The following is a 21,972-nucleotide window of genomic DNA, read 5'->3' on the forward strand; positions in this document are numbered from 1 at the left end:
CGTCTAGTATTCTATATCCCAATACCTTGCCGATGCTTCCTTCAGCGACTCGAACGTTCCGGCATCCATCCACCAGCCGGATAAGGTCCGGTAGGTTAAGAGACCTGCAGCCGCATATAAATTGTTCAAATCGGTGATCTCAAGTTCGCCTCTGCTAGATGGGCTTATTTCCTCAATCCGCTGGAATACATCGGAGCTGTACATATACAATCCGGTCACCGATAGATTCGACTTCGGATTCGCGGGTTTCTCTTCAATATGCTTGATCGAACCATCCGATTCAAACACCGGTATCCCGTAACGATGAGGATCGTCAACCTCTTTGAGCAGCACCATCGCACCGTCTTGCTGCTCTTTGAAATCCTGGATAAAAGGAGTCAAATCCTCTTCAAACAAATTGTCTCCGAGCAGCACAAGAAATTTCTCGCCATCGGCAATAAACGGTCTTGCCAGCTGCAAAGCGTCCGCAATCCCTCCGGCCCCTTCTTGAATCCGGTAGGCAAGCGACACCGACAGCTCCGCTCCGCTCCCAAAGTATTGGATAAACATGCCTGCGGAATGGCGATTGGTTGTAATGAGAATCTCTTCGATCCCTGCCTTGCGCAGCGTCTCGATGCCATGATGGATCATCGGATGCCTGCCGACCGGCAGCATATGCTTATTGATATAAGAAGTAAGAGGCAAAAGCCGTGTACCGGTTCCTCCTGCCAAAATAACAGCTTTCAAAAGAGCAATCCTCCTATCCATGTGCAGACTTACAAGGCCATCTCGCGCTTGCGCAGCCGATCTTCAAATCCGCCCCGTTCATCTGTGCAGGACAGCAGCCAATGGATCGCTTCCAAATGGTCTCCTAGAATTAACCGTTCGAGCGGATTTCTCCGCTCCCGCTCCCGCCGGGGTTTGTTTAGTTTTCCGACATTAACCGTGTGTACGGCCTTTACTCTCAGCCCCTGCTTAATCGTCATGGCATGGGCAAGCGGCGGAACGGACAAGGCGGAAGCCCCGATCGTATCCAGGCATTTGCGGCTTATAGCATGCGGTACGGCCGTAAACGAGATTCCTTTCAGGTCGGGTCTTTGGAGAACGGCATTCAAGGCATGTTTAGCGAGAACCACGCTATGAACATTTGCCTTGTGCACAGGGCCGGAATAGTTGTTCAATGCGGCATCTACTCCCCGATCTCTCACAGCGTGAATGAAAGGACGCAATTGAGAGGCAGGAATAATCATATCTCCGTCTATAAACAGCAGAACTTCGCCCCTTGCTTCCAGCGCTCCTATCGTTCTTCCAACGTCATGACCAAGAGGCTTCTCATAGAACAGCACTCTAGCTCCCATCTTTCTAGCAATAGCGACGGAGCCGTCCGTTGAACCGTTAGCAACAACAATAACTTCTGTCCGGGGGTGCACTTTTGCAGCTTCGCGAATTACGCGCCCGATGGTCGATTTCTCGTTCATAACAGGGATAATGACCGATACGGCTGGATAAGGATGAGGTGCGCGTTTCATCCACTGAATCACCTCAGTTTATGCCTATTAAAATTTGCAAGCTTTATTGATGTACATCACATAGTATGTAGGATGATTGCTGGCGCAACGGCATTTGTACAACTTCCAAGACGTCTGTCCCCCACCAAATGAAAAAAGAGGATAGGAGCATAGATTATGCTCCCATCCCCTATTGAATCTATGAAGATTATCGGCCAATGGCGATCCAGTTCATATATCCCTCCGGTTCAAATGAACCTCTGGAACGAACAATGTTGAGAATGGCGCTTTCTTTCGTCTTGCTAAAGACGGATACATAACATTCCGGATTATCGCAAATGGCGGTAATGACATAATTGGCATCGCTATACGGCTCATCAAACGTAACTTCGATTTCGAGCTGTTTACCTTTTTTGAAGAACGAATAGGGTGCAAGGCCAAATTGTTGAATCACTTGACCGGTCCCCGCGGAGCGGATGAAGTTTGGCGCCGGTTCCGGTTCGGCTTGCACTTCTACGATGGTTTCGACGATTTCGGGAAATAACGCTGACACTAACTCTGGCGCTAATTTGTCGACTGTAATGGATTCCGAGGCGATATGCCAGCCGCATACGCTGCTCTCCGCCAACTTCTCGCTGATTACACTTTCATCGGCTAGCTTCTCGCTCGTTACGCTTTCGTCGGCCAATTTATCCGTCAGGATACTCTCATCCGCGAGCTTCTCGCTGCCTATGCTGCCGTCCGCCAGCTTATCGCCGGTCACGCTGCCTGCTGCCAGTTTCTCCTCTGTAACGCTATTAATTGCAAGCTTATCGTTTGTTACGCTGCCTTCGGCCAGCTTGCTGCTTGTAATACTGAATTCAGCCAGTTTATCGCCCGTTACGCTGCCGCCTGCCAGCTTCTCCTTCGTTACGCTATCGCTCGCAAGCTTGTCGTTTGTTACGCTGCCCTCAGTCAACTTGCTGCCGGTTATACTGTCATCCGCCAGCTTATCGTTTGTAATGCTGAAATCCGCCAGCTTCTCCGTTGTTACGCTATCGGCAGCCAGCTTGCTGCCCGTCACGGCCAGATCGATCAGCTTTAAGGTTGTGACGCTATCATCGGCTAGCTTATCGCTCGTTACGCTCTCATCGACCAGCTTGCGGGTTGTGATTGTATCGTCGGCTAGCTTTTCCGTCGTCACGCTCTCGGCAAGCAGCTTGCTGCCGGCGAGGCTTTCCGCAGCTAGCTTATCGCTCGTTACGCTCCCCGCTGCCAACTTATCGCTCGTAATGCTCGCATCCGCCAATTTGCTGCTTGTAACCGCCAGATCGGACAGCTTGATTGTGCTGACACTATCCGCAGCCAGCTTATCAGCCGTTACGCATTCATCGATCAGCTTGCGGCCCGTAATGCTGTAATCGGCGATCTTGCCCGTCGACACGCTCTCGTCGGCCAGCTTGCTGCCCGTCACTACGAGGTCGGCGAGCTTAATCGTAATAATGCTTCCGTCGGCCAATTTGTCAGCCGTTACGCTTTCGTCGACCAGCTTGCGGCTCGTGATGCTATCGTCGGCAAGCTTCTCTGTCGTCACGCTTTCATCGGCGAGCTTCCGTCTGGTCACACTCTCGCGTGCCAGCTTATCAGCCGTAACGCTGCCGTCCGTCAGCTTCTCCGTCGTAATGCTGTCGACCGCCAGCTTGCTGCCGATAACCGCCTCGTCGGCAAGTTTCGCCGTTAGGACGCTCTCGTCGGCAAGCTTCTCGCTCGTCACGCTTTCGTCGATCAGCTTGCGGCTTGTAATACTGTCATCGGCAAGCTTCTCGCTCGTAACACTTTCATCCGCCAGCTTGCGGCTGGTAACGGCTTGATCCGAGAGCTTGATCGCGGTTATGCATTCATCCGCCAGCTTCTCCGCCGTTACGCTCTCATCAACAAGCTTACGGCTTGTAACGCTGTCGTCGGCGAGCTTCTCGGTTGTAATGCTTTCGTCCGCCAGCTTACGGCCCGTGACGCTTGCATCAATAAGTTTCTCCGGCGTAACGATGTCGTCGGCCAGCTTGCTTGTTGTGATGCTCTCGTCAGTTAGTTTGTCAGTCGTGATGCTGCCAGCTGCCAACTTGCTGGCGGTAATGCTCTCATCGACGAGCTTCACGGTTGTAATGCTTGCATCCGCCAACTTGCGCGCGGTAATGCTCTCGTCGGCAAGTTTATCTCCGGTAACGCTGCCTCCGGCGAGCTTGCTGCCCGTGACGCTTTCAGCCGTCAACTTGTCGCCGGTGATGCTGCCTTCGGCCAGCTTAACTCCCGTCATGCTTCCGTCCGCAAGCTTCTCGGCCGTGATGCTGTTGTCGGTCAGCTTCTCATTCGTGATGCTTCCGGCTGCCAGCTTGCTTCCCGTAATACTCTCATTTGCCAGCTTCCGATCCGTAACGCTATTGTCGGCCAGCTTTTCATTTGTGATGCTTGCATCCGCAAGCTTAACGCCAGTTACGCTGCCTTCAGCCAGTTTTTCCGCCGTCACGCCTTCGTCAGCCAGCTTGCCGGTTGTTACGCTGCCCTGCGCAAGCTTGGAGGAGTCGATAATCCCTTCTGCCAACTGCTCGCTTGCGATGCTCTTCGGTCTAAACTCGTTAAGCACGTCTCCGTTCAGATGGTCGAAGGATACCGTCCCTTTGCGGATATGATAGCTTTGAATCGAATCCGCTTTAATATGCTTGCTCGCGATCGTCTCAAGCCGCAAGTGATCGCCGGACACGGTATCGAACGCAAGCTTGGAGGACGTTACCGATCCGTTCTGCAGCTTGCTCTCGTCAACGATGCCCGGTGCCAGATGTTTCTCCTGAACCGATTGCGGCTGAATATGGCGGGTATGAACGGACAGCGGAGCAAGCTTGGAATCCTGTACGGCACCGTCCACGAGATGATTCGTGTCCACAATATCATCAAGCAAGGCTTCCGCGCCGATCGCTCCGGGTTGAATATGGTCTTCTCCGACGCTAAGCGGAGCGAGTTTGGTCTCGGTGACTGCTTCATCGGTCAAGTGAACGGAACGGATGCTGCCTTCCCCAATATGAATGCCAAGAACGGAATCGTTAGCCAGATGCCGGCTGAGCACCGTTTCATTGCCGATATGGCCGGACTGCACGGCCCCCGTTGCAAGCTTCGATGCCGATACCGATTGGTTAGCCAATGCATCCGTGCCGATCGCACCGCCGCGAATATGATTGGCTCCGATCACGCCGTCCTTCAGATGATCCGATTGGATGGAATGCGGCTCGATATGATCCCCTTGGATCGCTAAAGGACGAATGAGGTCCGAGTAGATGGATCCTTCCGCCAGCTTGCTTGCCGTTACGCTTCCATCCGCAATCTTCGGCGACGTTACGCTCGAATCAAGCAGCTTCTCGGTCGTGACGGCATCCTTGGACAACTTGCTTGCCGTTACCGCTTGTTCCGTAAGATGATCCGTGCCTACAATGTCATACGACAGATTGATTTCCGTAACGGACTGATAACCCATATGCTCCGCTTGGATAATCCCTGCCTGCAGATGCTCGGAATTAATAGCTGCCGGTCGGATCAGCTCCGAGTGAATGGAACCGCTAGCGATATGGGTGTCTTGCACGCTGCCACCCGCAAGCTTGGAGGACGTTACGCTCGATTCCGCGAGTTTATCGGATGTTACCGACTGGGAGGCTAACTTCTTGGTCGTTACCGACGCATCGGACAGATGTTGCGTCTTCACGCTGTTTCCGGACAGATGTTGTTCCTTGACGGCCTCGCTTGCAAGATGAATCGATTGGATCGCTTCGTTTTTCACGTGGATTTGATCAATCGATGATGGCTGTACATGGCCGCCATGAATGGATGAAAGCTGAACCGCATCGGAATTAACCGATTCTGGCGCCATATGCTGCTCGTTGATGCTACCGGCGTTAAGCTTCGACGAAGTAATGCTGCATTCGGCGAGTTTATCCGTCGTCACGGACTCCGGGGCAAGCTTCTGGGAGCCGATGCTGAAATCGGCCAAATGATGCGGATGCACGGAGCTTGGCGACAAATTAAACTCGGTGACTGCTCCATACGCAAGTTTGCCGCTTGTTATCGATAAATCCTGCACGGCGTCCGTACTGACGGATTGATTGGCAAAATGCTGCTTCTCGATCAGCTTCGGCTTCAAATGCTCGCCGGAAACCGCCTCTGGAGATATTGCTTCCCCGGTAATGGCTCCAGCCGAGAAATGATAGGAACGGAGCGCTTCCGGCGCAATTTTTTGGAACGTAACAATTTCATTCTTTAGATGGGCGTTTTCAATGGAACTTGCGGCAAGCTTCGCGCTTTTAACCGCGCCATCGGCGATTTTTTTATCCGTAACGGATTGATCCGCCAGCTGCTGCGTATCTACCGCGGAATCACTTACATGTTCCGTGCTTATCGCTTGAGGGGCAATTTTCTCCCCTTTAATAGAACCGTCCTGCAGTTGCTCCCTGCCAACGGAACTTGCTTGCAGATGCTGACGGGATACGACCTGATGGGCAATATGGCGCTGTTCAATCTGTCCGATGGCAATATGGTCGGAAATAACGCTGCTTCTGCCGATATGCCTGGTTTGGACTGCTTCATTGGCGATTTTGTTCGAGATGATAATTTGATCGCCCAGATGTTTGCTTCCAATTTGTCCGTGTGCAAGATGCTCGCCTGTCACGGCTTCCTGTTGAAGATGAGTGGAACTAACGGCTCCAGGCGCGATTCGCTCAGCGTTTACGGATTGAGGTTGAAGGGCTTCGGTCCCTACTGCCCCTTCCGTGAGATGCTCTTGCGTGATAGCGCCTGGAGCTACGTGCTTCCCCTGGATCGCTCCAATCGAGACATGCCCGGCAAGCAGCAGCCCTTGCTTCAGATGAACGGATTCAATCGTATCCGATGCGAGTTTGCTGCCGGTTATCGCTCCGTCGCGAAGCTTGGAATGGGTGACGGACGCTTCCCCAAGCTTGGAATTCGTGATGGCTTCATTAGCGATTTTGTCCGCCCGCACGGCGCTATTCTGGATCTTATCCGTTGTAATCGCGTGGTTATCAATCAGTTCTTCCGTAATGATGAACGTTTGGAGATGCCTAGACGTAATGGAACCGTCCGCGATTTTGCTGGAATCGATTGTCCGGTCGGCCAGCTTCTCGGATGTAATGCTGCCATCCGCAAGCTTGCTGCCGCTAATGGAGGAATCTACGATTTTATCGCTTGTAATGGAGCTGTTGGCCAGATGATTCCCCGTAACTGCGGAAGCCGAAATCTTATTGCCGGTTACGGCTCCCGGGGCGAGATGAATGTTATTTACCGCATAGTCGGCAATCGTGGACGATTCAATGCTGCCCGGACGCATGTTCTCCGAATCAACCGAATACGGGGCAAGCTTGCTGCCGGTTACGGCACCGTCCACGATATCGTCTGTATAAATAAACGGAAACGGTTTGTACAGATCCTGTTTCTCCACCAGTTTATCAAGCTTTTGGTCATAGGTAGGTTGTTGGTTGAGTTGAACGGCAGGTGCAGATGCAGGCGCTGGTGTCGGGACTGGCTGCGGTTCCGTTTTTTGAATTTGGATGAGCGGGCTCGCTTGCGTTTGCTTTGGCTCCGTCACCGGAGCGGGTATCGGCTTAGCATCATACGAAACACTTTCCTCAATAAGCGGCTCCGTCTCGGTGCCGCTCACTTCAGCCGATGAGGAGGCATCGGCAATAAGGATCAATTCTTCCGTCAATGCAGGGATAATTAGCGTCTCCGCTTGTGGTGCTTCTTCTACAGGAGCAAAGGCGTTGATGTTAACCGTCCTGTTCTCTTCCGGCTTAGGTTGCGGGACAAGAGGGTTAAGATTTTGCACTGTATTTTTTTTGCGGTTTAATTCATCCAACCACTTTAATTCCGAGGCATTCGGATTGCTCACATAATAACTCGGTTTGCGCCCTTTGGCGTTTTTAGACGATTTTCCTTTTGTCATTGACCTCTCCTTCTTTCTTCCTCCTCAAAGTTATTTCACTATATGCTCCTACCCATGGGCGCGCTACTGCCGTTTAGGCAACAAAAAAAGGACGACAGCGCTTAACTGCCATCCTCCGGGGGGAGCACTTCTTGATGTTTTTGTTGTTCCGGGTTACAAAAACCCATGTCGTAGCTGATGGACTCCTCTAACGCGGCGCCTTTGCCGGGTTCAGACTCAAGCTCTTCTTCCGGACTATCGTACAGATCCAACTCCGGATCGTCATGGAATCTCATATCCACTTCATTTCTTTGAATCTTTAGCCATCGCTTCGCCGTATGTTCCCATGTAAACAGCTTCTCTACCCGCTGCCTGCTTTTTAGCCCCATCTGACGGCGCAGCGCTGCATTTTGAAGCAGCAGCAGCAGTTTTTCGGTCAGCTCGTTTTTAATTTCTTTTTGATTAATGAGATAACCGGTCTCCCCGTCTTGTATAATTTCTTGCATCCCGCCGGCACGGGTCGCGATCACGGGCAGCCCGGTTGCCATGGCTTCGACATTGACTAGGCCAAATGCTTCCCGCTTCCCCGAAGGCATGACCGCAACGTCCGCCGCCATGAACCAGCCGGGTACCTCCGAATAAGGAACGTAAGGCACAAATCGGATATGTCTCTTATATTGCTCGCCCATCTTCATAAGCTTGCGTGAATAAGCGGTCGTGCGATGAGAGCCGTAGAAAGGGCTGCCGACGATGACCACAAGCAGATCCGGATGAATTTTAATCAGCCTTGGCACGATCGCAAGCAAATGATGTACGCCTTTGAGCGGGATTAGCCGGCCCAGAAAAACGATTACTTTGCGGTGCGCAAGCCCTTTCCGCTCCCTGTGGTAACGGCGAGCAGCTTCGCCTTCCGCCGTATAGCGGGATTGGAATCTCCGCGTCTCCACGCCGGGATACACGACGCGGATCTTAAGTTTTGCTTCCGGCACTTTAGCAAGCACGAGACTTCGCAAAAATTCGCTGTTTACAATAATCCGGTCGGCAAGCGCAAAACTTCTGCGAAGCACGGTACCCGATATATGCCTCGGACTGATATACGTCGAAGAATGCAGATTAAGCCATATTTTCGCTTTCGGATTGGAACGTTTCAGCTTGATCACGTATGTCGGACGGTTCTCGACTTGTATGATTTGCGGACTGAATTTCTGCAATGCGTGTCCTACGTTCGCCACATAGGCGGATCTATTGGCAGCATGGAACCTCTCGCATAGACAATCGTTAACCAAGCTTCTGCGCGGTAAATGCCGCCCGATTTTCCCGTAAATACGAGGCTCTACATGAGGACGCAAGAGCGGAACGAATTTTTCGACGACCCGTTCAACAGAGCTGCTGTTCCCCGAAGGAATCGGATAGGCTCCTGGCGTAACGAATGCCACTTTTAAAGGCGACATGTCGAAGGAAGGCCTCCCTCGTAATCAATTTGCAGTTAGCATACGCGAGCTTTCGCGATATTGCCACAAGGCTAAAGCGGATACCTGCGCTATTGATTTGTAGTGCCGGTTGTGTCACACTGTTCGGAGAACATCGCAAGTTCATCAAACGGCAAATGAATGAGCAATAGTTAAGCAAGATGCAAGGAAAGGACGTGTTGGTGCGGGCATGATGGGATGGTTGTTTCAAGCCATGACGGAACTAAGTTCGCGCAAATGGATTTCCAGAATAACCGGCCGTTTCGCGCAGTCGAAAGCGAGCCGCAGCTGGATTCCGAGATTCGCAAAGATGTATAACATTCAAGTTGAAGAAGCGGAGAAGCCGCTGAAGGAATACAGCACTTTAAATGAATTTTTCACTAGACGACTGAAACCCGGCTCCCGGATTATTCATGAAGAGACAACAGCACTTATTAGTCCGGTAGATGCGCTCATCACAGGCGCGGGATCCATACAAGCCGGAACGATTGTCAATGTAAAAGGGCAAGATTACACGATCGAAGAATTGCTTAACCGTTCTCCGCGGACGGATCATTACCGGGACGGCTATTACATCGTATTGTATTTAAGCCCAACCGATTACCACCGCATCCATACGCCGGTAAATGGACGGATTGTAGAGCGGGAACATGTTCCGGGCAAAGTATATCCCGTTAATGATTTTGGCCTTCGCCGGATGCGCCGGGTTCTTAGCCGGAACGAAAGACTTATTACATACATCAAACATGCCGGAGGAGAAACGGCGGTCGTCAAGGTTGGCGCGATGAATGTCAGCAGCATTCGTTACGTGGAGCCGCTGCGCGATCAAGCTGTAAAAGGCGACGAGCTCGCTTACTTCGAATTTGGTTCAACGGTCGTTCTTCTCATGGAAGACGATACCTTTATCCCAAGGGAGGATCTTGCTCCGGGGTTGAAGGTTCGTATGGGTGAGAGGTTGGGTAAGTTGATTGATGGGTGAGATGTAAAGCATGCTCATTGCGCATTGAATGTTCTTTCGATCGCCATTGCTCGGGGATTCCTTCGAACAATCCTTGCGGATTGGAATCCCCAGAGCAAAAGCGAACGTTACACTTCTACAGAATCATTCAATGCTCCAATCGCATTTTTACAAACCCCACAATCAACTTGGGGTTTATGGGGCCTTATAAAAGCCATTACTAAGTTAATGGCTGCATGTATCGCTCACTGTGAAGACGGCTCGCATAGGTAAATAAAAACGTTTTTTATGAAAATAGCACTGTAGGGATTACCCTTGCAGTGCTATTTTTGCTTTGTCCACGTGTGGCTTGAGACAACGCTTATCTGTTGGACGTTGATGAATTGATCTTCCGTTCCAATCTGCACGTTATATCCCGGCTTCAGCTGACCATTGCGCATGTGGTCTTCCTACATGTGCAATCATTAACGGTTTGTCCTTCGGCTTTTCTTGAAGTTTGTTTTCTAGTCGCTGAACAGCTTGCGCTCGTGATAGCGGAAGCCTCTCCGAGCTTAGGAAGGTCCAAGTTATTCAGCGCCTGATCTTCCTGTTTCTCTGCCTCTTCAATGGCAGCGAACAAAGCCTGTACCTTCTCTTGCAGCTTCATCTTCTGTTTGACGACAGCTTTACCCCAGTTTCGCGATTTGACGAGAAGAGTAGATTCGCTGCGTGTAAGCGTAGATGATGACCTTCATGAGCATTTTGGGGTGATAGCCTGTCCCAGCCACCTCCGGGATAAGCTTAGATAAAGAGGTACATATCTGAGCGATTGACCGCGTCGTTGATGACGCGTACGAGATGATTTTCGGGGATATCATCTTACAAGTCCATTAGCAAGGACAGTTGATCCATAGTATATTCTTGTTCATAAAGAAGCCTCTCTTTACTTAAATTGGTTGGGTGGTACCTTCATTTTAATAAGGGTCGGCTTCTTTATGTTTAAGCATTTTATGAATAGGTTAAGGGCAGACGGAGTATTTAATGATTCTGGAGAAGCGAAGCGTTCGTTTTTGTGAAGGGATGCCCACCATACCTCGTTGATTCAAGAAATCCCTGAGCAATGGCGATCGGAAGAACATTAAATACGCAGTTGCTGTTTTACCTAAATAAAAAAGGAGTGCCCATCCGTCATTTTCATGACTTATGGGACACCCTTTTTTATCGTGGTGACAAGATTAACGGATTTCGGACGGGCTACGGCCCGTGTATTGCTTGAACTGCCTGCTGAAGAAAAAGATATCCCGGTAGCCTAACGCATCCGCGACTTCCGTTACGTTCATGCCCTCGTACATAAGCAAATGCTGGGCTCGTTCAATTCGCGTGCGAATCATATAAGATTGGACCGACATCCCGATCATTTCTTTGAACTTGACGGAGAAATACCGCGGGGACAACTGAGCGCGCATCGCCAGATCTTCTACCCGATGGGCAACGCTTGGATGCTGCTTCACGTAATTGGCGACCTCGTGAATGGCTTCGGTCAGCTGGTTGCTTCCTTTTCGCTCAATCATCGGCTGATCATGGTCCTCCCGCAGAAGATGGATCATGAGCTGCTTAAGCACAAGCAACGCCTCATCCTCCGCCGCATACGTCTCAACCAGAAACAACCGGACATAACGGGACAATAAATATTCGAAATCAACGGTATCCTCAAGCTTCCGGTAACGCTCGGGAACAAACTTTACCGGCTCGCGCACGTCAAAATGGATATAGGTTAACACAAGCGGTTTTTGCGGATTATGGGTTGCGCTTGTATGGTCGCCGGGACGGAACAGAAAACAGCTTCCCTTTCCAACCGGATAGATGGTGCCGTTTACTTCCACTTCCCCTTCGCCGCTCCATACATAAAATAAATCATAGTTTGCCATCGGCTTTTCCCGGCGCTGCCATTTCCAGTTCGGTTCGCAGACGATTTTGGCGATAGGCGGCAATTTGATGTAGGACTCCGGAGATAGGTGCAGCATGAATTTCCTCCTAAAAACTTATCAACAACGCTTGATGCCGACATCATACAACAGCCGTAAACTCCCGCGCAAGCAGGTATATTCACCCGTTTGCACAAAAGACAAAAAATTTTGCATTTTGGTTGGCTTGATTTATTAAAAAAATGTTATAATAGCACCCGATAAGCGTTAAATGACGAATTGATTTCCCGGAAGGATGGAATGAAGTCCATGAACCCACTTGCTCAGCAGTTGAACGAGACGCTCAAAGCCGAAAGTCCGAACGTCTATGATATGTTGTCCGCTTTAGGAAAGGCGATTTATTTCCCGAAAGAAGGCATACTCAGCCAATCCGCAGAAGCAAAGGCCAAGGCTAAGAAATTTAACGCCACGATCGGCATTGCAATAGAAAATGGTCAGCCCATGCACCTTAAGGTTATTCAAGACACGTTGTCTTCGTATGAACCAAAAGATATATACGAATATGCGCCGCCTGCAGGCAAGCCGGAGCTGCGCTCCGCATGGCGCGCCAAAATGGTTAAAGAAAATCCTTCTCTTGAAGGCAAAACATTCAGCAATCCCGTCGCTACAAACGCTCTGACGCACGGCCTTAGCATTGTGGCCGATCTGTTCGCCGACGTAGGCGATGCGGTCATCATCCCTAACAAGAACTGGGAAAACTACGAATTGACCTTCAACATCCGCCGCGGTGCCGAGATCGTTGAATATCCGCTGTACAATGAAGAGTACCGCTTCAACAGCGCGGGTCTACGCGAAGCGTTGTTTGCTCAGAAAGACAAAGGCAAAGCGATCGTTATCCTAAACTTCCCGAACAATCCGACAGGTTACTCGCCGGGTCCTAAGGAAGGCGATGAGATTGTTGCTGCGATCCGCGATGCGGCTGAAGCCGGCATTAACGTTGTAGCGGTAACGGACGACGCGTACTTCGGTTTGTTCTTTGAAGATTCGATGCACGAATCGCTGTTCGGCAAACTTGCCGATCTGCATCCTCGCGTGTTGGCTGTTAAAGTTGACGGCGCTACAAAAGAAGAATATGTATGGGGCTTCCGCGTTGGTTTTATTACTTACGCAAGCTCTTCCGATAAAACGCTTGCTGCTCTCGAGCAGAAGACAATGGGCATCATCCGCGCAACCATTTCCAGCGGTCCTCATCCGTCGCAAACCTTCGTATTACGCGCGTTGCAAGCTCCTGAGTTCGACGAGCAAAAAGCGGAAAAATACGATGTGATGAAAAAACGCGCCAATAAAGTAAAAGAGCTGCTAGACAGCGGACGTTACGGCGATGTATGGGGCTATTATCCGTTTAACTCCGGATACTTTATGTGCCTGAAGCTGCAAGGCGTATCGGCGGAAGCCGTCCGATGCCGTCTTCTCGACGAATACGGCATCGGAACGATCGCGCTTGGCGAGACTGATCTTCGCGTGGCATTCTCTTGCATCGAAGAACCAAACCTGGAAGAACTGTTCGATACGATTTACAAAGCGGTTACCGAGCTGATTGGATAATAAAAAGCGGTGAGAGGATTTAATCCTCTTCACCGCTTTTTTCATGCCGGAAATTATTCATCTTCCGCATCCTCGGCCAGTTTGCGGCGCAGCCGGCCGGGCCGGACAAACCAGATTTGCGCATAGGCCGCCAATAGGGCAACTATAGCAGGGATGAACTGGCCATGGACCAGCAGCATAATGGCTGCCGGCAGCCACATAAGGGTCGCTGTTGCCGCCATTGCCCAACGGTCGACGGTCAACAAGCTGTCCGCTCGTTTCGCCTCGGGTAACGGATAAACATGCCGCCACACCGAGTAACGATGGGCATGTCTAAGCCCTCCCAGCTGCACGGCAACAAGCTGCAACAGTACGATATACACGGCCGCGGCTCCCCAGCCTTGCAACCAACTATCTTCAGAGAACCAATATAAGATCAGAGCAAACAATACCATAAGCCGCAGTATAATGCCGCCAATTTCCGTACGGACAAGCGATGCGGAGTACAGATAAACGTAGGTCAATCGGTGCCTGGTAGGTATGTAGCGCAAAACCCATGACAAGTAAGCTCTGGAAGCCGCCTTGGACGGCATCGTAGGAACGTCTATAAATAAGCCGAAAAACAAATAGTAGCTTCTTCTCGTACGCGCCTCTTCTTCGATCAACCGTTCCCACGGAAAGGCATGCTTGTCCGGCAATCTGTACAGCAAGGCAAACAAGGCTGCAAGCAGCAGCAGGAATAAGGCCGCCTGCCATGGCGCGCTTGTCAGGATTACGGCGAGCGTCAGCCCTGTTGCCACCCAGCGCAGCAGACGGAGCAGACGGCGGATACCGGACCAGGCCAACCTCCGTTCTTTCCATGCTCCAAGCAGATTAACCGCCCGAATAACGGCTGCAAACAGCAGCAGCAAGCCAAATCCGGCTTCCCCTTCGCCTTGCCTATAGATCGGCCAATATAGCAGCAGTACGGCTAGTCCAAACAAACCGGTCATTATAGCGGAACGCCGGAACGATCTTCGCATATAATTGCCCATTTCCGCTTCCCTTGGCGTATGGAAGACAATATCCGGCAACGTCAGCCAGGTCCGAAGCGGACTCCAGCTAAGAACCATAAATAATGCCGCTACGCCAACAAGTGTAATCGGAAAGTCGCTTGGCAGATTGCGAATGAGCCTTATATAGCCAAACGCTGAGGACAACACGATAAACGACAGAAATAACGGGAATCCGCTTTGTCCCATGTAACCAAAATACGGGGTTACCTCTTTGCGGAATTCGCGCGCCCTCTTCTCCCATAAAGCTTCAAGCGACCGATTTCCCCCGCTCATTGGCGTCCCTCTGTAACAAGTTTATAGAAGGCATCCTCCAGCGCTCCGCCACGCGCCTCGATTCCGGCTGCCTGGCATACCTCTTCGAGAGTGCCGTAAGCGGCAACATGGCCTTGATGCATGACGATAAAGCGGTCGCAATAGGCTTCCACCGTGGATAAAATATGGGAGCTCATAAGTATCGCGGAACCTTTCTGCTTCACCTCGACAAGCCGCTCCAGCAAGGAGCGAATACCAAGCGGGTCGAGACCAAGGAACGGTTCATCAATCATGTACAGCGGCGGCTCGGAGAGCAGCGCGTTCATAATCATAACCTTCTGCTTCATCCCCTTGGATAGATGGGAAGCAAACGCCTTGCGTTTAGCCCTCATCTGGAATTCATCGAGCAGCTGTTCCTGCCGCTCGCCAAACGCGGATTCGGCTACATTATAAGCCATGCCGGTCAACCGCAAATGTTCCTCCACCGTCAGTTCGTCAAACAACACAGGCGTTTCGGGCACATAAGCAAAAGCCGATCGATACCGCTCCGCATTCTCCTCCAGCGTAACGCCGTCTACCTTCACTTGCCCTTGATGGGGCTTCATAAGACCAAGCACATGTTTGATCGTTGTGCTCTTGCCGGCACCGTTCAGGCCTATTAACCCTACCATTTCCCCGGCTCGGACCTCAAACGATACGTCATGAAGCACGGGTCGGCGCGGGCTGTAACCGCCGGTTAGACCGGCTACCTGCAGAATCGGTTCACTCATAAATGTTGTCACCTTCAATATCCTATTAAATGAATTGCTGTTTACTTATCAGCATACCGAATTATAGCGGCAATATCAAAAAAAGAGGCATTCCTTTCCACCGGGGAAAGAAATGCCTGCTTTCTGTCATTCGCGTTTAGAGAATCGTAATCCCTGCGATAACGCCGTCTTTGCCTTGGATTCTAACGTCATGACCCGTTACAAGATCATCGCGGTCTCCGGCGATCAGAGCGTTGTCCGCCACGTTATAAATCGTTACGATCGTTTGATTGCCGTCTTGCTTCGAAATGGAAATCGTAGACAGCTTGCCGTTTGCATTGTACGTAATGGTGTTGATTTTGCCTGTTACGTCAAATACTTTGGATTCGTCTACGGCTTGTTTCGTCACTTCGATGAAGACGATTTTGTTCTGATACGTGCGGACAAGAACTTCGTCGCCGGCTTTCAGCGCGCTTACCGCTACTTTCTTGTCATCTCTGAAAATAAACACGTTCGAATCAACCGCAAGCGTCAAGTCCGTACCGCTGGATTGCGTAATGGTCAGTTGGCCGTTCGACACGGCTGCCTTAAGCTTGCCCGTAATAGCTTGTCCATCGTTATCCGGAAGTTCCGAATCCGTACGGTCCAGCAGTGCCGCCAGTTCCGCGCGGGATACCTGCTGGTTAGGACGGAACGTATTATCGTTATAACCGGTAATGATGCCTTTTTTGATCGCGAGTGCTACATAACCAACGGAACCCGCCGGAATGTTTTTCGCATCCTTGAAGTCCAGCTGCGTGTTGCTGAGAGCTTTTGCTTCGTCTTCCAGCTTAAGCGCTTTTACCAGAATCGTTGCCGCCCACAGGCGAGTTGCATTCTCCTGAGGTTTCACTTCGAAATCGTTTTCGTTGAACAAATCGTTCTCAACGGCTACCGCAACATAACCAACCGCCCAAGGATATTTTTTCTTGATCAGATCCGCATCCTTGAAGTTGAGTTTTGTATTCATCTCTTCCGTTGATTCGGCTTGCTCGCGCAGGCCCATCAGACGAACAGCCGCTACAATCGTCTCAATGCGGGAAATTTTTTGGTTTGGTTTAAACGAGCCGTCCTCGTAACCTGTAAATACGCCTTTCGATGCCAGGCGCATAATATATTCCATTGCCCATTTCATATCATCTTCATCTTTGAATTTCCAGCTTACTTTTATTTCTTGCTTATGATCGTCCCGGTCGTTGCCTTTTCCTTTGCCGTCATCGTTATGGTTGCCGTTTGCAAATGCCGAAGACGCTCCGCCTGCGAGCATCATTACAGCAAGCGATGAAATCACCGTTTTTTTCCATACCGTTTGTTTCGTCATAAAAAAGCCACTCTCCCTTGAACTTTTTATCGGAAAAATATTCCGCTTGTACCTTCGCTATACGTTTCGTCAAAGGTTTAAAGTTTTGGGAGGGTGGCTATCAAAAAAAATTTCTTATTTTTGGTTATCCTGGCTTTCGCGTTTGGCTTTCAACCACTTCGGAGCGCCTTTGTCTTTCTTGTCGCGTTGCCGTTCCTGCTTCGTTTGCGCCTGCTTAGGACGAGGTGCTCTAGCATCGCCTTCCGGCTTTGCGGCTTCTTTCTTCGGCTTGCGGTCTTCCTTCAGAAGCGTTTGCCATTCTCCGCTGTTCTTCGGCGCCGCAAAGGAACGGGAACTTACTTCCTGCTGCTCAGCCGTACGGCGAGGAGCAGGTCTTGTATTTGTTCTGTCCGGCAATTCGCTTGGAGCAACAAATTCACCTTTGAACATCGCTTTCTCAGGCAGTTCAATTCGGAGCGACTTGCGGAACTTGTCCATAATAAACCGTTCTTGCGGCGTAATAAGCGAGACGACGGTCCCTTTCCGCCCCATGCGCCCAGTACGGCCGGCACGGTGAACATAATGATCCGCATCAATAGGCGGCTCCAGATTGATAACAAGCGGCAAACCTTCGATATCCAGTCCTCGCGCCGCTACATCCGTTGCGAGCAGCAGCTGGATTTTCCCTTCGCGGAATCTAGCCAGCGTTGCGGCCCGGCGCTGCTTATCCGAATCTCCGTACAAGGTTTCCACGGTAAAACCTTCGTAACTCAGCTTCGCTTCCCAGTTCGCAATATTTTCCGTTACGTTCAGGAACAGAAGCGCCGATTCAGGCTTCAGCATACGTACAATTCGTCTTGCGACATCCGGCTTGTCCCGTTTATCGCATACGACATAAAAGTTGTTGATCGTCTCGGAAACCCGTTGTTCCGGAGCGATCTGAATACGGACCGGATCCTTCATCCAACGTCCTTCGAACCGGACCATAACATCCGGATAAGTCGCCGAGAAAAAGGCCATCTGACGCTCCTGGCTCATGGCAAACAGAATCGTCTCAACCTCTTTGGTAGAGCCTAATTCAAACACTTGATCCGCCTCGTCAATGACGATATGGCGCACCTCGCTGAGCTTCAGCTTGCGCAACTTCAGCAGTTCATGAATACGCCCGGGCGTACCGATCACAATCTGCGGACGAAGCTTCAGCTTCTCAATCTGGCGCTTCATCGCCGCTCCGCCGATCAACTGCTGGACGCGAAGTCCAAGCGGCTGCGCATAACCGTCCGCAACGCGCACGATTTGCATCGCAAGCTCTTGCGTTGGCGCAAGAATAATCGCTTGAATAGCACTCGACGAAGAATTAAGTTGCTGGAGCATCGGCAGCAAATACGCAAGCGTCTTGCCCGAACCCGTCTGCGAACGGGCAGATACGTCCCGTCCCGCCAGCAAAGTCGGGATTGCGTCGGCTTGAATAGCCGACGGCACCTTTATGTTGTTCGCTTCAAGCTTAGCGCTAAGCGTCTCGTTAATACCAAGTTCATTCCATGTCTTCTGACTCATATACGTTCCTCTCTTATTCCACCGCTATTTTCGATTAAACCAGCCGCCGAATATACGATCGGCTATCCGCGGGAACAGCTGATACAGCTTAATGCCAACAGCCGCGGTTTTAGGCAGGTCCACTTCGGCTTTTCGGCGTTCCATCACTTTAATAATTTGATTAGCCACATATTCGGGCTTCATCATAAACCAACTTACGTTTTTCACATAGGTGCCGGAAGGGTCGGCAACCTCAAAAAATTCAGTCCTTATCGGACCGGGATTAACCGCAGATACCGCAACATTCGTACCGGCAAGCTCCATGCGCAGCGAATTGGTGAACCCGAGTACGGCATGTTTCGTTGCCGAATAACCGGTAGACTTCGAGGAACCGATCTTCCCTGCCATAGAAGCGATATTTACAATATGTCCGCTTCCTTGCTTCAGCATGTAAGGCAGGACGGCTTTTGTGCAGCGGACAACTCCCATATAGTTCGTGTCCATCATTTCCTCAAAGCTTTCTACCTTTGCATCCAGGAAGGTCTCGAATTTGCCGAACCCCGCGTTGTTCAGCAATACGTCGATTCTGCCGTATTTAGCCATAATCGCATCCACTGTCTGCTGCACCTGCGACATGTCCGTTACATCCATCCGATACATCGGACAATCGGTTCCGATCGCAGCCGCATGTTTGCGAAGCCGCTCCAAATTCCGCCCCGTCATAATCGGAAGCGCTCCAAGCTTAGCGAGCTGTTTGGCCGTTACCGCACCGATCCCGCTGGAGGCTCCCGTAATGAGGACAATTTTCCCTTTTAACACTTCACATCACCTGCATCCGCATCTCTCATTATCTCTTCAGTTTACTTGATCAGACCATGATTAGCAAAAGAAATACGCAGGGTGTGAACCTATAAATGCTATGAATTAAAAAAAGCTCCCGAAGGAGCCTGCTTCTATGTTACGATGCGACTAGAACTTGAATATCAAATTGACCTATGCCGTCCATAATGAGAGGTACCGTTAGTGCCTGTCCCGAAGACAAGCTTTCGGCGCTTGCCGACTGGATAATTCGCGGAGGCGTAATGTCAACGCTAACCCCCTGATTGTACAACATCGTGCTTGCATTGCCGCTAATCATATTCCCTAGCTCCGATATTGCGCTGCGGCCGATTTCATCCAATTCGGAGATGATAAATCCGCCCATCATGGCTGAGACCATCTTCAGAGCCACCTGCTCGCTCAGCCCGAACACAATATCACCGTTCATTTGTCCATTAATCCCAATCTGAATCCAAATATGATTTTCTACCATCTCGATATTCTTAAGGCCCAGCTTTCCAGTGGAAGGCCGAATTTGGACCACCTGTTCAATGACGATCGTCGCGGCTTCAAGAAATGGATTAATGTATTCTGCCTTCATTAGCGGGAACGCTCCTTTTCGACAAAATTCGCACGTAGTCTATTCTGATTTCCATTATACTGAAATATGTAGGACAAGTATACTAGTATTCTCATTATTGAAACTTAAGACCTATGTAAATAGTCACTTTATCACGCTAAATTTGACAGTTATTGGAGGTGAATTTCCATGCCAAACGTGTGGACCCATCTTATTTTTGGCCAAAAAGTACTTGATCGGCTGCAAGAGTCCAGCCTTATTGATTCGGGGCCCCTTAAGCGGTTATTTAATATGGGCTGCCAAGGTCCGGATTTTTTATTTTACCACCGTTTCTTGCCCTGGCAGGGCCATTCGCCAATGACCCAGCTTGGTACGGAATTCCATAACAAACATTGCGGCCCCGTCCTTATGCAAATGCTCGACTCCGTTCTCGGACGTTCGACAGATGCTGGCCAGCCTGATTCCTCCGTCATTTATTCGCTTAGTTTTGTGCTGCATCACGTGCTGGACCGGCATATGCATCCGCTTGTGTTCAGCAAATCCGGCTTCCGCAAATGGGATCATCAGCGTTATGAAGTGATGATGGACACGTTAATCGCAAGGAAGCTATGGGCCGTAGAGACATGGAAGACACCTGTCTGGCGGCATATCGACACCGGAGGCCGGCTTCCGGACACCATCGTTCAAACCTTTCAATCGATCACAAGCAGCTTTTATCCCGAGCTTGCGCCTGCCGTTCGCGCGGAAGACTGGAATTCCGCAATCCGGGACATGATCCGCGCCCAGCGGCTGTTCCATGACCCTGTAGCTGTCAAGCGATCCTTGACCTTCGGCCAGATTGATCCTTTTGTCTTTCGGAAGACGGTCCCTTACGATGTGCTGAACGAAAACCGGCAACCATGGATAGACCCCACCGACAAGTCGGTTATCCGGAGCGAAAGCGCCTGGACGTTATGGGACCTTGCCATGGAGGATGCCTTGCTCGTTATTCCCGCCGTTCTGAATTATTTAAGAAGCAGCGGATCAAATCAACGGGAGCTTCGGCAAATCGCGGCGGAGCGGATCGGCAATCTTTCTTACGAGACCGGTTTGCCTTGCGATTCCGGCGCCATGATTCGATATGCGGAGCCGATTTGGCCAGGCGGCATTAAAGAACTGTCCCATGAGTCTGCCAATTGACGAAGGGCAGCAGAAATAGCGTTGCCGGGTCAGCAACGCTATTTCTGCTAGAGCCTATTCAATTGCAAAATGCGGCTACACAGCCGTCTGCTTGACGGATTTGCGGTAGTGGAGCCTAACGAGCCGCAATCTTTCATACAGTACATCCATCTGCTTCTCCTTCAAGCTATCCTCCCCGTACACGCGCTGAAGCACGGGTTTCAAATAACGGTCTCCGGCCTGACGGAACGTCTCCCAGATCAACTCCCGCTCCGTGTCCGGCATATCCGCGAGCTCCCTTGCGATCAGCGGCTCGAAATCGTAACCTTCCGTTTCCAGCTGCTCGATACGGTCCATAATTTCCCTACGGGGCAATTCGAGCTCGGATTGCAGCTCTTCCATTGAACCGCCTTCAAATACAAAACTCAAAATCCGTTTTTTCTGCTGCTGGCGAATCATATCGTTTTTGTATCTGGCTTCCTTTTGCTTGTACATCCATTGCCTATAGGCTGAAGCTTCCAGCTTCTCGGCAACCCATTTGAGCGGAAACTCGGTCTCACGGCTGTATTGCAATGTAATTTCGAGGAGCTCCTGACCATATAACGCATGTTTTTGCGAGCCCCAGCCCGGGATTTGCAACAGCTCTTCATTCGTGAAAGGGACAAAAGCGCTAATCATCCAGAGCATCCGGTTCGTAGCAACGAGATAAGCGGAGCGTTTCTCGGACACGGCTTTCTTGCGCCGCCATTCGCGAAGCGCTTCGAAGAGTTCCTGCTTCGCGTGAAGTTCGCCGTAACATTGCAACATGGACAAGAAGCTGCCGGCTCCTCCCCGCTTCTCCTCCAGCATGCCATCCACGACCGGCGTATAACCTTCGCCCATTTTGACAGCAATCCCATGGCGGAATCCAATCATCATCTCTTGCCAGGAAGTGCCTTCAAACCAGCTAACCGCCTCTTGCGATCCTTCCGACCATAGAACGGCCCAAATTCCGTCTCTCTCGCAGATCGACAGCTTTGCGCTTACGATCGCCCCATTGTCCGAAGGCTTCTCAAAGGTGTTCAAAAAAACGATTTGCATACCTGCTCACTCCTCTAATCGCGTATTTAATCCCTTCGAAAAAGAC

The 21,972-nt window shown here is 50.7% G+C and carries 15 protein-coding genes and 1 pseudogene; 3 read left to right on the top strand and 13 right to left on the bottom strand.

Annotated elements, in window-relative coordinates; all coding sequences use genetic code 11:
• Positions 1–3 precede the first annotated feature (3 nt).
• From QQK89_RS07180 to QQK89_RS07195, 4 genes are all read right to left on the bottom strand, one after another.
• A complete protein-coding gene (locus QQK89_RS07180; protein WP_284237826.1) occupies positions 4–726 on the bottom strand; it encodes a sugar phosphate nucleotidyltransferase in 723 nt (240 codons plus the stop codon).
• A gap of 29 nt (positions 727–755) precedes the next feature.
• On the bottom strand, positions 756–1,508 hold the full coding sequence (locus tag QQK89_RS07185; RefSeq protein ID WP_284237827.1) for a glycosyltransferase family 2 protein: 753 nt from the start codon (positions 1,506–1,508) through the stop codon (positions 756–758).
• 187 nt (positions 1,509–1,695) lie between these two features.
• The gene (locus QQK89_RS07190; protein ID WP_284237828.1) at positions 1,696–7,464 is read right to left on the bottom strand and encodes a WIAG-tail domain; all 5,769 of its coding nucleotides are present in this window, start codon (positions 7,462–7,464) and stop codon (positions 1,696–1,698) included.
• A 101-nt stretch (positions 7,465–7,565) separates the two neighbouring features.
• A complete protein-coding gene (locus tag QQK89_RS07195; RefSeq protein ID WP_284237829.1) occupies positions 7,566–8,894 on the bottom strand; it encodes a glycosyltransferase family 4 protein in 1,329 nt (442 codons plus the stop codon).
• Positions 8,895–9,102: 208 nt separating this feature from the next.
• Here QQK89_RS07195 and asd point away from each other — a divergent pair, with 208 nt between their 5' ends.
• Entirely contained in the window at positions 9,103–9,891 is a 789-nt protein-coding gene (gene asd, locus QQK89_RS07200; protein WP_284237830.1) for an archaetidylserine decarboxylase, read from the top strand.
• 312 nt (positions 9,892–10,203) lie between these two features.
• On the opposite strand, the pseudogene QQK89_RS29720 reads toward asd, so the two are convergent.
• Together QQK89_RS29720 and QQK89_RS07205 are read right to left on the bottom strand one after the other, a co-directional pair.
• Positions 10,204–10,722, bottom strand: a pseudogene (locus QQK89_RS29720) (transposase); the annotation flags it as partial.
• A 362-nt stretch (positions 10,723–11,084) separates the two neighbouring features.
• Positions 11,085–11,873, bottom strand: a complete 789-nt coding sequence (locus QQK89_RS07205) for a helix-turn-helix domain-containing protein (RefSeq protein WP_284237831.1) — start codon at positions 11,871–11,873, stop codon at positions 11,085–11,087.
• 210 nt (positions 11,874–12,083) lie between these two features.
• Here QQK89_RS07205 and QQK89_RS07210 point away from each other — a divergent pair, with 210 nt between their 5' ends.
• Positions 12,084–13,379, top strand: a complete 1,296-nt coding sequence (locus QQK89_RS07210; RefSeq protein WP_284237832.1) for an aminotransferase class I/II-fold pyridoxal phosphate-dependent enzyme — start codon at positions 12,084–12,086, stop codon at positions 13,377–13,379.
• A gap of 53 nt (positions 13,380–13,432) precedes the next feature.
• Here the strand turns inward: QQK89_RS07210 and QQK89_RS07215 are convergent, their stop codons facing one another.
• The 6 genes from QQK89_RS07215 to QQK89_RS07240 all read right to left on the bottom strand — a co-directional run bounded on the left by QQK89_RS07215 (position 13,433) and on the right by QQK89_RS07240 (position 19,709).
• Positions 13,433–14,686, bottom strand: coding sequence for an ABC transporter permease (locus QQK89_RS07215; RefSeq protein ID WP_284237833.1), 1,254 nt, complete (start codon positions 14,684–14,686; stop codon positions 13,433–13,435).
• Complete coding sequence (locus tag QQK89_RS07220) at positions 14,683–15,435, bottom strand: ABC transporter ATP-binding protein (protein WP_284237834.1); 753 nt, start codon at positions 15,433–15,435, stop codon at positions 14,683–14,685. The genes QQK89_RS07215 and QQK89_RS07220 overlap by 4 nt, the downstream gene beginning before the upstream one ends.
• Positions 15,436–15,571: 136 nt before the next feature.
• Positions 15,572–16,774, bottom strand: coding sequence for an S-layer homology domain-containing protein (locus QQK89_RS07225; protein ID WP_284237835.1), 1,203 nt, complete (start codon positions 16,772–16,774; stop codon positions 15,572–15,574).
• Positions 16,775–16,888: 114 nt separating this feature from the next.
• Complete coding sequence (locus tag QQK89_RS07230; protein ID WP_284237836.1) at positions 16,889–18,310, bottom strand: DEAD/DEAH box helicase; 1,422 nt, start codon at positions 18,308–18,310, stop codon at positions 16,889–16,891.
• Positions 18,311–18,334: 24 nt separating this feature from the next.
• On the bottom strand, positions 18,335–19,108 hold the full coding sequence (locus QQK89_RS07235) for an SDR family NAD(P)-dependent oxidoreductase (RefSeq protein ID WP_284237837.1): 774 nt from the start codon (positions 19,106–19,108) through the stop codon (positions 18,335–18,337).
• A 139-nt stretch (positions 19,109–19,247) separates the two neighbouring features.
• On the bottom strand, positions 19,248–19,709 hold the full coding sequence (locus QQK89_RS07240; protein WP_284237838.1) for a chemotaxis protein CheX: 462 nt from the start codon (positions 19,707–19,709) through the stop codon (positions 19,248–19,250).
• A 168-nt stretch (positions 19,710–19,877) separates the two neighbouring features.
• On the opposite strand from QQK89_RS07240, the gene QQK89_RS07245 reads away from it, so the two are divergent.
• On the top strand, positions 19,878–20,867 hold the full coding sequence (locus tag QQK89_RS07245) for a hypothetical protein (RefSeq protein ID WP_284237840.1): 990 nt from the start codon (positions 19,878–19,880) through the stop codon (positions 20,865–20,867).
• 75 nt (positions 20,868–20,942) lie between these two features.
• Here QQK89_RS07245 and QQK89_RS07250 read toward each other — a convergent pair whose 3' ends face one another.
• Positions 20,943–21,926, bottom strand: a complete 984-nt coding sequence (locus QQK89_RS07250; RefSeq protein WP_284237842.1) for an HRDC domain-containing protein — start codon at positions 21,924–21,926, stop codon at positions 20,943–20,945.
• Between the last annotated feature and the right edge of the window lie 46 nt (positions 21,927–21,972).

Source organism: Paenibacillus glycanilyticus, from assembly GCF_030161375.1.
Taxonomy (GTDB): domain Bacteria; phylum Bacillota; class Bacilli; order Paenibacillales; family Paenibacillaceae; genus Pristimantibacillus; species Pristimantibacillus glycanilyticus_B.